Below are 14,189 nucleotides of genomic sequence, written 5' to 3' on the forward strand. Positions count from 1 at the left end.
CACAAAAGGTTCCATCAAAATCTGAAAAAACAGGGTGCCGCATTTCGCCGGATGGCGTTTTCAGGGGCTGCGCTGCTGCTGCCTCAGACGCGAAATCCGGTCCCATTCCCGCGCCTGGTGCGCCTTGGTTGTCGTCTCCACGATGAAGTCGATATGGGCCTCCGCCGCCGCCCTTGCCGCGGCCGGATCGCCGGCGGCAATCGCATCGTGGATGGCGATATGCTGTCTAAGCACCTCGTCATGGGCGCCCGCGATAGTGAAGATGAGATGGCGATTGTAGAAGATGTCGTCGCTCAGAAGCCGGTAGCAGGAGCGTAACGTGTGCATCAGCACGATATTATGCGCCGCTTCGCCAATGGCGTTGTGAAATTCCACATCGCCCGCAAGCTCCTCTTCGAAATGGCCCGCCTCATGCGCTTCCCGCATTCTGTCCACGATGGCGGCGAGGTTGCGCCTGTCCGGTTCCGTCGCCCGCTGTGCAGCAAGTTCGGCGGTCATGCCTTCGATATAGCGGCGATATTCGAGGAAATCCCGCGTCGCCCGGCTGTGGCGGGTAATCAGCGCGCTCAAGGGATCGGAAAAGACCGGGCCAACAATATCGGCGACATAGGTGCCGCCGCCATGCCGGCTGGTAAGAAGGCCACGGGTCTCAAGCTCCTTCAGCGCTTCCCGCAGGATAGGCCGCGAGACATCGAGGCGTTGCGCCAGTTCGCGCTCGCCGGGCAGCCTGTCGCCATCGCGCAATATGCCGTCGAGGATCAGTTCCTCGAAACGTAAGATCACCTCCTGCGATGTGCGGCTGTGCTCGATGCGCGCAAAAAGCGTTTCGTCCATCGCAGAAGTCTCCGGCGAAATCCCGCCCCGTATTTCGATAGGGGACAAATTATCAGCGAAGCATCGCACTGGTCAAATATTCTATCCAGTTCCACGCCTCATCCGTGCCATGCCTGCGGCAACACGGCATCTGCCTTTTCGAATTGGCTTTTGTTAAAGCAGCAGCAGGACAGGGTGACGATGGCGGATTTTTCCGCCAGGTGGATCAAAACAATGACAGCGGCTTCGATTGCGGTGTTTTCATCGTGATCGATGTTTTAGAGTTTTTTCGCTTTTCTTCGAATCGCGAAAACACTCTAACTCTTTATTTTAGCGCATTTCCGGACGGAAAACCGGGGTCCACTTTTCCTGGAAATGCTCTGATGAAACCGGCGCAACAGGCGGGGACGATATCGCAATGGCCAAGGGTAGATTTGCTTTCGCAAGCGCGCCGGAAAGATCGCTGGCGCTCGGGGAGGTTCATGCGCGGCCGACGGTGCTTCTCGCACCCTCGCGCATCATCGTCCAGCTCGCCTTCATGATGGATGGCGGTTCCGCCGTGCATCACTCGGTCATCGCGGAAATGTCGCGCAGCCGCGGTGTTGCGCCGCCGGAGCGCGATGCCCGCCACCATGCCATGCCCTGGGGGCAGGGGACCTTGCGCTGGGAGCGGCATACCGAATTCTCGACCTGGTTCTGGGATGGCCCCGCGCCGGAAAAATTCGGCGGCGAGATTGCCGGCGATCCCTTCGGCGACGGCTTTTCGCCGCCCGGCTCGCTGATCTCGGGCGTGCGGCTTGAAATCCGCCCGGAAAATGGCGTGGCGTCTCAGGCGGAGACGATCTTCGAGCCGACCAGCCTCTGTCACAGCGACGTGCGCGACGGTCAGGCGGCGATCCTCACCGATTTCCGGCAGGATCGCGACGGGCTGACGCAGATATTGGTGATCGACCGGGGCTTGAGCGATTACAGCCGTGGCGCGCTGGTGCAGCGGCTGTTGGATATCGAGACCTATCGCACCCTTGCCATGCTCGGCCTGCCGATGGCGCAGACGCTTTCGCCGGAAATCCGTCGCATCGAAGATGGCCTGACCGGCATCACCCAGCGCATGAAAAACGGCGCGCGCGACGAGGCCGATGCGCTGCTGGCGGAAATGACCCGGCTTGCGGCCGAACTGGAAGCCAATGCCGCGCTCAGCCTCTATCGTTTCGGCGCCAGCCGCGCTTATGACGGCATCGTGCGCGAACGCATCCGGGCGCTTGCGGAAACCCCGGTGCAGGGCCACGAGACCATGGGCAGCTTTCTGGAACGGCGCATGGCGCCGGCCATGCGCACCTGTCAGTCGGTGGAGGAGCGGCAGGCCAACCTCTCGCGCAAGCTCTATCGCGCCACGGCGCTCGTCCGAAGCTGGATCGATGTGGAACTGGAACGGCAGAATACGGTGCTGCTAAACACCATGAACAAGCGCGCCGCCATGCAGCTTCGCCTGCAGCAGACGGTCGAAGGCCTCTCGGTCGCCGCCATCTCCTATTATGTCGTTGGCCTCATCGGTTATCTCACCAAGGCGATCAGCCATGATGTGCTGCCGCTCGACCCTGCCGTGGTCACGGGCATCTCCGTTCCCTTCGCGGTCCTCGGCGTCTGGTGGGTGGTGCGCCGCATCCGCCGCTCCCATGCCGAGGGCGGGCACTGAGGGCCAACCCAGTCTCCCTCATTCCTGTGCTTGTCACAGGAATCTAGCCGACGCGCGTCTGCGCGGCGGAGAGAGTCCTTTCAGCCCAAAGACTTGGGCTGGCTGGATCCCTGTGACGAGCACAGGGATGAGGGAGTGGACCCGTTTCAACCCTGCTCCCAACAGGGTGAAGGCCCATAAAGCCCGGCCAGATAATCTATGAACAGCCGCACTTTGGCAGGCAGGAACTGCCGGCTCGGATAAACCGCCGAGAGCGTGACGTTTCGCGATCCCTCATAACCCGGCAGAACCTGCACCAGCTTGCCGCTGCGCAATTCATGGCCGATATCCCAGGTGGAGCGCAGCGCAATGCCGAGCCCCGATATCACTGCCTCGCGGATCACCTCGCTGGAATTGGTGATGAGCATCCCTTCCGGGCGAATGCTCATCGCGCCGCCCGGTCCTTCCAGCCGCCAGACATCGTTATTATGGGCCGGCAGGCAGCGGTGCTTTTTCAAATCCTCGATTGTCGCCGGCATACCATGGGCCGCAACGTATTCCGCAGAAGCGCAGAGTACGCGGCGCACTGGCGCCAGCCTGCGGGCCACAAGGCTGGAGGAATTGAGATCGGCGATACGGATGGCCAGATCGTAACCACCCTCGATGATGTCGATGAATTCGTCGCTCAGCACCAGATTGACCGAAAGATCCGGATGCCGCTCCATGAAACCTTTCAGATGCGGCGCGATATGCATGCGCCCGAAGGAGGTCGGCGCGGAAACCTTCAGCGTGCCGTTGACCGTATTGGCGCGGCCGGAGACGAAATCCTCGGCCTCCTCCAGCCCTTCCAGCACGGCAAGCACCCGCTCGTAAAAGCCCTGTCCCGCCTCGGTCAGCGAGATTTGCCGTGTGGTGCGCTGGAAAAGCCGCGCGCCGAGTTTTTCTTCCAGCCGCTTGATGCGCTTGGAAATGACGGCGGGCGAATAACCAAGCTCCCTTGCGGCCAGCGACATGCTGCCGGAGGCGGCAACGCTTGCGAAGACTTCCAGATCGCCCAGATTCGTCATAGTTGCCCTCGATTGTTTCCGGAATGGAAAAAATCCATAACATTTGATTGCGCCGTTTCAAAGTGGTAAAGAAAGAATACCAGTTGGTGAGATGGCATGGAGGAGGGGCGGTGACGCAGCCGATCAAGTTTCTGGAGCCGCGCGCGAAAGTCGTCGCAGGCCGCGACCGCATCATAGCGGACCTCAAGGATATTTTGCCGGCGGACTGTCTTGTGCACGAACCGCGCGAACTTGTGCCTTTCGAAACCGATGCCTTCGTTTCCTATCGCCGCCTGCCGCTGGCCGTGGCGTTGCCGAAAACGACGGAAGAAGTGGCGGCGGTGATGAAATATTGCCACCGTTACGGTATTCCGGTCGTGCCGCGCGGGGCCGGCACCTCGCTCTCTGGCGGCGCGATTCCGCAGGAGGATGCGGTGGTGATCGGCCTTTCCAAGATGGCTTCGATCCTCGAATTGGATTTTTATAACCGTACGGCGCGGGTGCAGGCGGGCGTCACCAATCTTTCCATTTCCGATGCGGCCGGCGCGGAAGGTTTCTTTTACGCACCGGACCCCAGCTCGCAGCTTGCCTGCACCATCGGCGGCAATATCGGCATGAATTCCGGCGGCGCGCATTGCCTGAAATACGGCGTCACCACCAATAATCTGCTCGGCGTGAAAATGGTGCTGGTGGATGGCACAGTGCTGGAACTGGGCGGCAAGCACCTCGATGCCGCAGGCTACGATCTGCTCGCCCTCGTCTGCGGCTCGGAAGGCCAGCTCGGTATCGTGACGGAAGCGACGGTGCGGCTGATCGCCAGGCCGGAAGGCGCGCGACCGGTGCTGTTCGGCTTCGAGACCTCCGAGGAAGCCGGCTCCTGCGTGGCCGATATTATCGGCGCGGGCATCATCCCGGTCGCCATCGAATTCATGGACAAGCCGGCCATCGAAATTTGCGAGGCTTTCGCCAAAGCGGGCTATCCGCTGGATGTCGGCGCGCTGCTGATCGTCGAGGTCGAAGGCTCCGAGGCGGAAATGGACGCCATGCTGGCCGACATCGTGGCGATTGCCCGAAAACATGGCGTGAAGACGGTGAAGGAATGCCAGTCGGCCATGGAGGCGGCGGCGATCTGGAAAGGCCGCAAATCCGCTTTCGGCGCAACCGGCCGCATCGCGGATTACATCTGCATGGATGGCGCCGTACCGCTCTCACAGCTTTCCTATGTGCTGAAAAAGACGAGCGAAATCACCGACCGCCTCGGCCTGCGCGTCGCCAATGTCTTTCATGCCGGCGATGGCAACATGCACCCGCTCATCCTGTTCAACGCCAACGATCCCGACGATGCGGCCCGCGCGGAAGAGGCAGGCAATGAAATATTGAAGCTCTGCGTCGATGCCGGCGGCTGTTTGACCGGCGAACATGGTGTGGGCATCGAAAAACGGGATTTGATGCGCCACCAATATGGTGAGGCCGATCTTGCCCAGCAGATGGCGGTGCGTGCGGCTTTCGATGAGGGTTGGCTGATGAACCCTTCCAAGGTGTTTCCGCTGGAGGGGAGGGGATGATGGGTGTGAATTTTGTGATCTCTGTGGGTGTGGCTTACCCCCCTCTGCCCTGCCGGGCATCTCCCCCTCAAGGGGGGAGATCGACTCGCCGCGACCTCCCGCTAAATTCTCGAACGGTGCGATTGAAACGATGCGCCAGCCTCTTGCCGATCTCCCCCCTTGAGGGGGAGATGCCCGGCAGGGCAGAGGGGGGTATCCCTCGCGCAAACGTCGCTGTCGGATGCCCGGAGCCCGCCGCCCCATGCTGACCCCCTACGCAGAAACCCAGGTCGCCGACATCATCCGCGACCACGCCGCGCGTAAAAGCCCGCTGAAAATCATCGGCGGCAACACCCGCTCCGGTTTCGGCAATGCTGTCGCAGCAGATGAAGCACTCTCTTCCCGCGCGATGAACGGCATCGTCTCCTACCTGCCCGCCGAAATGGTGATGACCGTCAAGGCCGGCACCCCGCTCGCCACCGTCGAAGCGGCTCTCGCTGAAAACCGCCAGATGATGGCCTTCGAGCCGATGGATCACCGCCCGATCATGGGGACCGAAGGTGAGCCGACCATTGGCGGCGTCTTCGCCGCCAATGTTTCCGGCCCCCGCCGTTATGTGGCGGGCGCCGCCCGCGACAGCCTGCTGGGTATCCGTTTCGTCAATGGCAGCGGTGAGGTCATCAAGGCCGGCGGCCGGGTGATGAAGAATGTCACCGGGCTCGATCTGTCGAAGTTCCTGGCCGGGTCTTTCGGCACGCTCGGTTTCCTCACCGAAGTCACCTTCCGCGTGCTGCCGAAACCGCCTGCGGAAAAAACCGTGGTCGTTTCCGGGCTCGACGATGAAGCGGCGACGCGCATCATGGCGGCGGCGATGGCGATGAGCGTCGAGGTTTCCGGCGCGGCGCATCTGCCGGAAAGCGTTCGTTCCCGTTTCATCGATGGCGGATTGCCGGACGGCCCGGCGACCATCCTGCGGCTGGAAGGGCTTTCCGCCTCGGTGGAGGCGCGCACGGCCAAACTCCTTTCCGTCATGGACCGGGTCGGGCCGTGGGCGCTGCTGGAGGGCGAGGAGAGCAGGCTTTTGTGGCGGCAGGTGCGCGATGTCGCTCCCTATGCCGGACAGGCGGCGAAACCCTTGTGGAAAGTATCGGTCGCGCCTTCGGTTGGTCATCAGCTTGTCGCGGCGCTGCGCATGGAAGCGGGCATCGACGCCTTTTACGACTGGCAGGGCGGTCTCGTCTGGATGCAGATGGAGGCTGACCCCGAGGCGGATTTGCTGCGCGGCGCGATCCGGGCGCTCGGCGGCGGCCATGCAACTTTGGTGAGGGCAAGCGATGCGGTGCGCGCCACGGTCGCTGCCTTCGAACCGCGCCCGGCGGCGGAAGCGCTGCTTTCTGTGCGTATCAGGGAGAAGCTCGATCCGGCGGGCATCTTCAATCCCGGCAAGATGGCCGTAACGATGGAAGGGGCCGTCTGAACCATGCAAACATCCTTCACGCCCGAACAGCTGGCCGATCCGCATGTGGCGGAATCCGAAAAAATCCTGCGCAAATGTGTGCATTGCGGCTTCTGCACCGCCACCTGTCCCACCTATGTCACGCTTGGCAACGAGCTGGACAGCCCGCGCGGCCGCATCTACCTCATCAAGGACATGCTGGAAAACAGCCGCCCGGCAGACCGCGAGGTCGTCACCCATATCGACCGCTGTCTTTCCTGCCTTGCCTGCACCACCACCTGTCCCTCCGGCGTGGACTACATGCATCTGGTCGATCATGCCCGCGCCCATATCGAACAGACATACAAGCGCCCCCTTATGGATAGGCTGATCCGCAATCTTCTGGTTGCCGTCCTGCCCCATCCCACCCGTTTCCGGCTGGCCCTGCATCTGGCCCGGTTGGCGCGGCCTTTCTCCGGTCTGCTTGCCAAAGTTCCGGCGCTGAAGCCGCTGCAATCCATGCTCGCTCTCGCTCCCGCCGCCGTGCCTGCGGCCTCCGCGTCAACCCGTCCGGGAGAGCGGCCGGCCGAGGGCGAAAAGCGTGGGCGCGTCGCCATCCTCACCGGCTGCGCCCAGCCGGTGCTCGATCCCGGCATCAACGAGGCGACGTTGCGCCTGCTGGCGCGGCTCGGCATTGAAGTCGTGGTGCCGAAGGGGGAGGGCTGTTGCGGTTCTCTGGTGCATCATATGGGCCGGGAGGAAGAGGCACTCGTCTCGGCAAGGCGCAATGTCGATGTCTGGACGCGCGAGATGGAAAGTGGCGGTCTCGACGCCATCATCATCACCGCTTCCGGCTGCGGCACCACCATCAAGGATTACGGTCACATGCTGCGGCTCGATCCGGCCTATGCCGAAAAAGCCGCGCGGGTCTCGGCGCTCGCAAAGGACATCACTGAATATCTCGCCACCCTCGATCTGCCGCAAGGGCAAAGCCAGGGTCTGACGGTCGCCTATCATTCTGCCTGCTCCATGCAGCACGGCCAGAAGATCACGCTTGCGCCGAAACAGCTGCTGAAGGCGGCGGGTTTTACTGTGCGCGATCCGGCGGAAGGGCATCTCTGTTGCGGTTCGGCCGGTACCTACAACATCCTGCAGCCGGAGATTTCCGCCAGGCTCAAGGCGCGCAAGGTGAAGAATATCGAGGCCACCCGGGCGGATGTCATCGCCACCGGCAATATCGGCTGTATCACGCAGATCGGAACCGGCACGGATATGCCGATCCTGCACACGGTGGAGCTGCTGGACTGGGCCTATGGCGGGCCGAAACCGGCGAGGCTTTCGGTTTAGAGCGTGGTACGCTCATAGGGCAGTGATCCAGCGCGCCATAACGTGTGGCGCAAAGATTGGGTCGTGAGGGCTTTCTTTGTCCCCTCCTCATCCCTGTGCTTGTCACAGGGATCCAGCCAGCCCAAGTCCTTGGGCTGAAGGGACTCTCCCCGCCGCGCAGACGCGCGTCGGCTGGATTCCTGTGACAAGCACAGGAATGAGGGGAGAGAGCTAGAACTTATACGCCACGCCGAAATTCACCGCATTGGTGATGATATCGGTCTTCAACGAGCCGCCATTGTCGATATCGACATCGACGAAGGAATAGGTGCCCTTATATTCCACGAAGGTCGACCAGTTGTCGGTGATGCGGTAGCTGAGGCCGGCCTGCGCCTGCAGGGTTGCGCCGCCGAACTGGTATTCGAAGGTCTTGCCCGAGGGACGGTACACTTCCACATGCGGCACGTTGATGCCGACGCCGGCGCCCACGTAAGGGGTGATCGGCAGCGATTCCAGCGGAAAACGATAGAGCGCGTTGAGCGTCAGCAGGTTCAGGCCGTCGGTGAATTCGAAATGCGACCAGCCGGAGCGGGCGAGCGTCTGGTCGTCGGCATAGACCTTGTCATGGGTGAAATCGAGCGAGATGCCGAAATTCCGCAGCTGGCCCTCGTCGAACCAGTAGGTACCGCGCACGCCCCAATAGGGCGGATTGGAAAACGACTTGCCTTCCCATCCGGCCCGGAAATCCGGCCCGTCGGAAACCGTCACATCGCTGTGCGGCGCGCTTTGCCAGCCGCCATAACCGGAAATTTCAAATTCGCCCGCGATTGCGGCAGAGAAGGAAACGCCGCTGAACAGCAGGGCGCAAACAAATAAACTATGGCGCGCATGAAGTGAATCCAGATTGATATCAGTAATTCACCAAACCGTTTTTTGATAACATTTGAATGACAGAAACGAAAAACGGGCGGTCAGTTGACCACCCGTTTTAAGGCCGTTCCATCATCCCTCTGAGAGAGGTCCGGCTCCTGGCGTCCCCCGCCAAGTCTCATTCCGATGAAGTGAGCCGGATTGTACCGCCGCAAGGCGGCAATTCAAGCGGATACGCCGCCACACCGGCCCTGAGGCGGACGGAAAGGCTGAACCGTTGCCGTCATATCACAATGACCTTCGTTCCGACGTTGACGCGCTCGTAAAGATCGGTGACATCCTCGTTGCGCATGCGGATGCAGCCGGAGGAATTGTTGCTGCCGATCGTCCACGGCTGGTTGGTGCCGTGGATGCGATAAAGCGTCGAGCCGAGATACATGGCGCGCGCGCCCATCGGGTTCGCCGGGCCGCCTTCCATGAAGGCCGGCAGATAGTGTCCCTTCCTCGCCTCGCGGCTGATCATTTCCTTCGGCGGGGTCCAGCTCGGCCATTCCGCCTTGCGGGTCACCTTGTGGGTGCCGGCCCATTCGAAACCGGGCTTGCCGACGCCGACGCCGTACCGCCGGGCCTTGCCATCGGCGAGCACGAGATAGAGGAAACGGTTCGGCGTATCGATGACGATGGTGCCGGGTTTTTCATTGGTCGGGTAGGTGACGATCTGCGGCAGGAATTGCGGCGCGATCTGGGTACGCACCGGCGCATTGGGGCGGACGGTGGCATTCTGCACCCGTGCCGGGCGCTGCGATGTGACGCCGGAGCTGGGGCGCTGCGGCATGGCGGCCTGGCGCTGCTGGAAGAACGGCTGGCGTGCGGCAGGCGCGCGCGGATAAACCACGGGCCGCACATTGCCGCGACCGCCGAGCTGGGTGACCCAGGGGGCCGAAAGATCCGGGCTAACGACGACGGGCGGGCGCTCGCGATAACGCTCGTTGGCCATGGCGGCCGGGGCGGCAAAGGTGGAAACGAGGCTCAGCGCCAGAAAAACGGACTTCATCGTCATCGGGTGGACTCTCTCTGCGGGATGTCGCAACTATGGATTTGCGGGACTGTTCGCCCGCTTTGCCGGACACGTTCGCACCTCGACGCCAGCGAATCGTAAATGGCTGTTCATTAAAAAGCGCTTGATTAGGGAAAGCTGGATTTAAGGTTAGCACCCGGTTTTGAAACGTGGTGAATGAGTGGTAAGTGCGCGGTCTGAACCGGTCACGGGCGGGAGCGGAAAAGGTGGTTGCGGAATGAATGAAGCGGGACTTGAAACGGGCGCGGATGGCCTTGTGCGGTGTTTCTGGCAGCAGGGACTTGCGGATTACAGCCGTTACCACGACGAGGAATGGGGTTATCCCGTCACCGACGATCGCCGCCTTTTCGAGAAGATCTGTCTGGAAGGTTTCCAGTCCGGCCTTTCCTGGCTGACGGTTCTGCGCAAGCGCGAGGCATTCCGTCTTGCCTTCGCCAATTTCGAATTCGAAAAAGTGGCGGAATTCGGTGAGGCCGATATCGAGCGTTGCCTAGCCGACAAGGGCATCATCCGCCATCGCGGCAAGATCGTCTCGACCATCAACAATGCCCGCCGCGCCATGGAGTTGCGCGATGAATTCGGTTCGCTTGCCCGTTATTTCTGGGGTTTCGAACCGGTCGCCGCAGAAAGGCCGCAAAGGCTGGACTATGCGACGTTAAGGGCCAACCCCACCAGCGCCGCCTCCATCCGTCTTTCGAAGGACCTGAAGAAGCGGGGCTGGAGTTTCGTCGGCCCGACGACCGTCTATGCATTCATGCAGGCCATGGGTATGGTCAACGATCATATCGAAGGCTGTCATTGCCGCCAGCCGATAGAGGCCATGCGGCGGGAGTTTGTACGTCCATGAAGGTAACCTCCCTTCTTCTGGCTCTCACCATGGCCGTGGCCGCCGCGCCGCATGCCTCCTTCGCGGAAGGCCGCAATGTCGACGGTATCTGGCTCGATGACGGTGAAAGGCTGAAGCAGGTGGCGCTGCCGCCGGCCGGGCCGCTGAAGCTTGACGGCTGGACGCGGCGCGGGCGCGGCGATGTCTATCGCCTGAAGGTGAAGGCCGGGCAGACGGTGAAGATCGAGCTTGCCGCCTCCAGCGAATTCGTGCTGATGGCGGTCTTCGATTTTTCGACGCCGGATGAGGACGCGATCTTCTTCAGCGATTCCGAAGGCAAGGTCGCAACCCTGACGCCGAAGGCGGATACGGAATGGCTGATCCGCCCGACGCTCATCCTGGGATCGCCACGCCGCGGTCTTGGCGCGCATTACACGCTGACGGTCAGCACCGGGAAATAACAGCCCGCCTTTTGCTTAGGTCGTCTGTGTCAGCAGGATCAGGCCAAAACTCAGAACGCCCAGCAGCACCAGCGACAGGCTGGCGGCGACGATGACCTTGCCGCCGGCATGGCGAAGGCTGCGAATATCGACCGAAAGGCCCAGCGCCGCCATCGACATGATGGTGAGGATGTTGGAGAGCGAGGCGACAGGGCCGATCAGAGCCTCGGGAATGAGGCCGAAGGACCGGGCCATGATCATCAGCACGAAGGCGATGATGAACCACGGAACCATCTGCTGTAATCTCAGGCGTTCCGTGCCGGACTGGCCATGGATGACGGAGAGGGCGGCGATCACAGGTCCCAGCATCAGCACGCGGATGAGCTTGACGATGGTGCCGGTCTGCACGGCGATTGCGCCGAGCGGAGCGGTTGCGGCCAGAACCTGCGGCACGGCATAGACCGTCAGGCCGGCGAAAATGCCATATTGGGTGGCGTCGAGACCCAGAAGCTGCGGCAGAAACGGCATCAGCAGCACGGCGGCAACGCCGAGAACGGCCGTGAAGGCAATCGAGGCGGCAACATCTTCCGGCTTCGCGCCGATAGCGGGCGCGGCGGCGGCAATCGCGGAATTGCCGCAGATGGAATTGCCGCAGGCAATCAGCGTCGCAAGCTTGGGCGGCAGACCGAGCATCCGCCCGGCGGCATAGCTGACGATCAGCGACAGCGCGACGATCAACGCAATGCCGCCGATCAGCAAACCGCCGGCACCTTTGAGGATGGAAAGGCTCAAGGACGCGCCGAGAAGCGCCACCGCGATTTCGAGCAGCGTCTTGGCGCTGAATTTGATGCCGGCCGAAGCGACCGCAGGCAGAGACACCAGCGAACGCAGCAGCGTGCCGATCAGAATGGCGAGCACGAGATCGCCGAGCCATGCATGGCCCGCAAGCCGCACCTGAAAGCGCTCCGCCAGAATGGCGGCGCAGCTGACCGCCGCGCAGATGAGAATGCCCGGCAGGAGCGGGGTGAGCCAGCGAAGCGAAAACTGAAAGGGATGAGCGAGGGTGCGATGGTGTGCCATGGCCAGACAATGCCGTAGCCACCTGTTTTATTCTATCAAATAATATGGCATATATTATTCGATAAAATCGAATGAAAAGCCATGACCTTCGAACAGCTCCGCATCTTCATCGCCGTTGCCGAACGGGAGCACCTCACAAGGGCCGCCGAAGCCATCGGTCTGACCGCCTCCGCCGTCAGCTCCGCCATCAAGAATCTCGAGGCCTTTTACAATGTCGAGCTTTTTCACCGGGTCGGCCGCAACATCGAACTGACCGAAAGCGGCCGGGTGTTTCTGGGTGAAGCGAAGGCGACATTGGCGCGTGTGCGCAATGCGGAATTGATTCTCTCCGAAATGGGCGGGCTGACGCGCGGTGAAATCACCGTTTGCGCCAGCCAGACCATTGCAAGCTACTGGCTGCCGCCGATCCTGATGCAGTTCAAGAAGCTTTATCCGGGCGTCACGCTGAAACTCGATATCGGTAATACGAAAACGGTGACACAGGCCGTGCTTGACGGTCTGGCCGAGGTCGGTTTCATCGAAGGCAGGATCGATGAGCCGGCTTTGGTGGTGCAGCCCGTCGTGTCCGACAAGCTGCTGGTGGTCACCGGTTCGGCGCATCCCTTCGCGGATGGCCGTTATCTCACCGCGCTCGATATGCTGTACGGCACCTCATGGGTTCTGCGCGAACAGGGCTCCGGCACCCGCTCCGCCTTCGAGGCGGCGGTGCGGCAGATGGGGGTGGACCCCGGCGAGCTTTCCGTCATGCTCGAACTGCCGTCCAACGAGGCGGTGGTGATGGCGGCACGCTCCGGCGGTGCGGCCACGGCAGTTTCTGCTTCCGTCGCCTCGCTGTTTTTGCGGCAGGGATTGCTTGTCCGAGCCGGCATCGATCTGCCTGCCCGAAACTTCGCTTTGCTGCGTCACAAGGAACGCCATACCAGCCGGGCGGCCATGGAATTGGAGCGCCTCAGCCGTGCGGCCTCGGAGGACTACAAGGCCGGTCTCGCGGGGTTGTAGCAGAGTGGCGAGTGGCACCGTTGGCATGGGAAGGCCGACGCTTGTTTCTTCTCCCCGCGGGGGAGAAGTCCGCGCCAGCGGGATGAGGGGGCGACGGCAGAGATAGACCGAGAGCCTGCCCCCTCATCCGACCCTTCGGGCCACCTTCTCCCCGGCGGGGAGAAGAAAAGGGGAGCGCCGCAACTAGCGTTCCCCATTCGTCAGCATCAATTACTTGCCCTTGGACTTCAGCCAGGCCTTCATCATGGCGATCTCGCCTTCCTGCGCCTTGATGACCTCTTCGGCCAGCTTGCGGATTTCCGGGTCCTTGCCGTATTCGAGCTGGACCTTGGCCATATCGATTGCGCCCTGATGGTGCGGGATCATGCCGCGCACGAAATCGACATCGGCATCGCCGCTATAATCGATGGCCATATCGCCATGCATTTTCTTGCTGGCTTCCATGAACGCCTTGGTGGAAGCGCTGTCGCTCATGGTGCCTTTTGACATGTCATGTCCGGCATGGCCGCCCGCTTCCTGTGCGAAAAGCGGCATGGCGAAGACGGTTGCGAAAGCGGCGGCGAGCGTGATGGTCTTGATAGACATGGATTATCCTTCCTGTGTCTGACGGATTTTTCGAAGATGGGTCTGAAAAAATCTGGGGTCAGGCGCGGGGAGGCGGCAGCGGCGGCGCGGAAGCCTTGCCGTCAAAGACGATGCCGCGCTGCGGCTTCGGATAGGCGAATGTCACCCGGCCGCTATCGGCGAAGATCGTTCGCGGAACCACGATCAGGCAGGCGGCGCAGGAACCGGGATGTGCGGCATCGCCACCATGCGGGCAGCAACCGCCCGTGCCCCCTCCATGAGCCCCATTCTCCGCATGCGCCTGAGACCCTTGGTCCAGATCAGCGGCTCGATGCGAATGGGCATCGTCATGTTTGATCGGTACCTGCGAGGACGCTGCCATGCCCGTGGCCATCGGCATGCTCATCGCCATCTGCGCTGGCATTGCGCCGTATAGCAGGCAGGCAAGAAACATCAATGTACGGACGACCTGGGACATGGCGTGAATTTACCGCTG

14 protein-coding genes are annotated in these 14,189 nt (G+C 61.8%); 7 read left to right on the forward strand and 7 right to left on the reverse strand.

Annotated features, from left to right (window positions below):
* Positions 1-60 precede the first annotated feature (60 nt).
* A complete protein-coding gene (locus L901_RS23955; RefSeq protein ID WP_059760711.1) occupies positions 61-834 on the reverse strand; it encodes a FadR/GntR family transcriptional regulator in 774 nt (257 codons plus the stop codon).
* A 397-nt stretch (positions 835-1,231) separates the two neighbouring features.
* On the opposite strand from L901_RS23955, the gene L901_RS23960 reads away from it, so the two are divergent.
* Complete coding sequence (locus L901_RS23960; RefSeq protein ID WP_020812658.1) at positions 1,232-2,506, forward strand: DUF3422 family protein; 1,275 nt, start codon at positions 1,232-1,234, stop codon at positions 2,504-2,506.
* A 146-nt stretch (positions 2,507-2,652) separates the two neighbouring features.
* On the opposite strand, the gene L901_RS23965 is transcribed toward L901_RS23960, so the two are convergent.
* Positions 2,653-3,552: a LysR family transcriptional regulator gene (locus tag L901_RS23965; RefSeq protein WP_059760713.1), complete on the reverse strand. Its 900-nt coding sequence runs from the start codon at positions 3,550-3,552 to the stop codon at positions 2,653-2,655.
* A gap of 110 nt (positions 3,553-3,662) precedes the next feature.
* Between L901_RS23965 and L901_RS23970 the strand changes: the two genes are divergently transcribed.
* The 3 genes from L901_RS23970 to glcF all read left to right on the forward strand — a co-directional run bounded on the left by L901_RS23970 (position 3,663) and on the right by glcF (position 7,857).
* Positions 3,663-5,096 carry an FAD-binding oxidoreductase gene (locus tag L901_RS23970; protein ID WP_059760715.1) on the forward strand — a complete coding sequence of 478 codons (1,434 nt, stop codon included), beginning with the start codon at positions 3,663-3,665 and terminating at the stop codon, positions 5,094-5,096.
* A gap of 241 nt (positions 5,097-5,337) precedes the next feature.
* Positions 5,338-6,552, forward strand: a complete 1,215-nt coding sequence (gene glcE, locus L901_RS23975) for a glycolate oxidase subunit GlcE (RefSeq protein ID WP_059760717.1) — start codon at positions 5,338-5,340, stop codon at positions 6,550-6,552.
* A 3-nt stretch (positions 6,553-6,555) separates the two neighbouring features.
* A complete protein-coding gene (gene glcF / locus L901_RS23980; RefSeq protein WP_059760718.1) occupies positions 6,556-7,857 on the forward strand; it encodes a glycolate oxidase subunit GlcF in 1,302 nt (433 codons plus the stop codon).
* Positions 7,858-8,067: 210 nt separating this feature from the next.
* Here the strand turns inward: glcF and L901_RS23985 are convergent, their stop codons facing one another.
* Together L901_RS23985 and L901_RS23990 are read right to left on the reverse strand one after the other, a co-directional pair.
* Positions 8,068-8,739, reverse strand: coding sequence for an outer membrane beta-barrel protein (locus L901_RS23985; protein WP_059760720.1), 672 nt, complete (start codon positions 8,737-8,739; stop codon positions 8,068-8,070).
* Positions 8,740-8,989: 250 nt separating this feature from the next.
* Complete coding sequence (locus L901_RS23990) at positions 8,990-9,766, reverse strand: L,D-transpeptidase (protein WP_059760722.1); 777 nt, start codon at positions 9,764-9,766, stop codon at positions 8,990-8,992.
* A gap of 235 nt (positions 9,767-10,001) precedes the next feature.
* Between L901_RS23990 and L901_RS23995 the strand changes: the two genes are divergently transcribed.
* Entirely contained in the window at positions 10,002-10,631 is a 630-nt protein-coding gene (locus tag L901_RS23995; protein ID WP_059760724.1) for a DNA-3-methyladenine glycosylase I, read from the forward strand.
* Positions 10,628-11,071, forward strand: a complete 444-nt coding sequence (locus L901_RS24000; protein WP_059760726.1) for a hypothetical protein — start codon at positions 10,628-10,630, stop codon at positions 11,069-11,071. The genes L901_RS23995 and L901_RS24000 overlap by 4 nt, the downstream gene beginning before the upstream one ends.
* Positions 11,072-11,086: 15 nt before the next feature.
* Here the strand turns inward: L901_RS24000 and L901_RS24005 are convergent, their stop codons facing one another.
* On the reverse strand, positions 11,087-12,130 hold the full coding sequence (locus L901_RS24005) for a YeiH family protein (RefSeq protein ID WP_059760728.1): 1,044 nt from the start codon (positions 12,128-12,130) through the stop codon (positions 11,087-11,089).
* Positions 12,131-12,211: 81 nt separating this feature from the next.
* Here L901_RS24005 and L901_RS24010 point away from each other — a divergent pair, with 81 nt between their 5' ends.
* Positions 12,212-13,129, forward strand: coding sequence for a LysR substrate-binding domain-containing protein (locus L901_RS24010; RefSeq protein ID WP_059760729.1), 918 nt, complete (start codon positions 12,212-12,214; stop codon positions 13,127-13,129).
* Positions 13,130-13,339: 210 nt separating this feature from the next.
* Here L901_RS24010 and L901_RS24015 read toward each other — a convergent pair whose 3' ends face one another.
* Together L901_RS24015 and L901_RS24020 are read right to left on the reverse strand one after the other, a co-directional pair.
* Complete coding sequence (locus tag L901_RS24015) at positions 13,340-13,714, reverse strand: DUF305 domain-containing protein (RefSeq protein WP_035218719.1); 375 nt, start codon at positions 13,712-13,714, stop codon at positions 13,340-13,342.
* A gap of 58 nt (positions 13,715-13,772) precedes the next feature.
* Positions 13,773-14,171, reverse strand: coding sequence for a hypothetical protein (locus tag L901_RS24020; protein ID WP_245289689.1), 399 nt, complete (start codon positions 14,169-14,171; stop codon positions 13,773-13,775).
* Positions 14,172-14,189: the final 18 nt, after the last annotated feature.

This window comes from Agrobacterium sp. D14 (genome assembly GCF_001526505.1).
Taxonomy (GTDB): Bacteria; Pseudomonadota; Alphaproteobacteria; order Rhizobiales; family Rhizobiaceae; genus Agrobacterium; species Agrobacterium leguminum.

Excerpts from the sequence above, each read along its gene's own strand:
- L901_RS23995 (WP_059760724.1), top strand. The coding sequence starts at position 10,002 with ATGAATGAAGCGGGACTTGAAACGGGCGCGGATGGCCTTGTGCGGTGT.
- L901_RS24020 (WP_245289689.1), bottom strand. The coding sequence starts at position 14,171 with ATGTCCCAGGTCGTCCGTACATTGATGTTTCTTGCCTGCCTGCTATAC.
- L901_RS24000 (WP_059760726.1), top strand. The coding sequence starts at position 10,628 with ATGAAGGTAACCTCCCTTCTTCTGGCTCTCACCATGGCCGTGGCCGCC.
- L901_RS23990 (WP_059760722.1), bottom strand. The coding sequence starts at position 9,766 with ATGACGATGAAGTCCGTTTTTCTGGCGCTGAGCCTCGTTTCCACCTTT.
- L901_RS24005 (WP_059760728.1), bottom strand. The coding sequence starts at position 12,130 with ATGGCACACCATCGCACCCTCGCTCATCCCTTTCAGTTTTCGCTTCGC.
- glcE (WP_059760717.1), top strand. The coding sequence starts at position 5,338 with ATGCTGACCCCCTACGCAGAAACCCAGGTCGCCGACATCATCCGCGAC.
- glcF (WP_059760718.1), top strand. The coding sequence starts at position 6,556 with ATGCAAACATCCTTCACGCCCGAACAGCTGGCCGATCCGCATGTGGCG.
- L901_RS24010 (WP_059760729.1), top strand. The coding sequence starts at position 12,212 with ATGACCTTCGAACAGCTCCGCATCTTCATCGCCGTTGCCGAACGGGAG.
- L901_RS23965 (WP_059760713.1), bottom strand. The coding sequence starts at position 3,552 with ATGACGAATCTGGGCGATCTGGAAGTCTTCGCAAGCGTTGCCGCCTCC.
- L901_RS23960 (WP_020812658.1), top strand. The coding sequence starts at position 1,232 with ATGGCCAAGGGTAGATTTGCTTTCGCAAGCGCGCCGGAAAGATCGCTG.
- L901_RS23955 (WP_059760711.1), bottom strand. The coding sequence starts at position 834 with ATGGACGAAACGCTTTTTGCGCGCATCGAGCACAGCCGCACATCGCAG.
- L901_RS24015 (WP_035218719.1), bottom strand. The coding sequence starts at position 13,714 with ATGTCTATCAAGACCATCACGCTCGCCGCCGCTTTCGCAACCGTCTTC.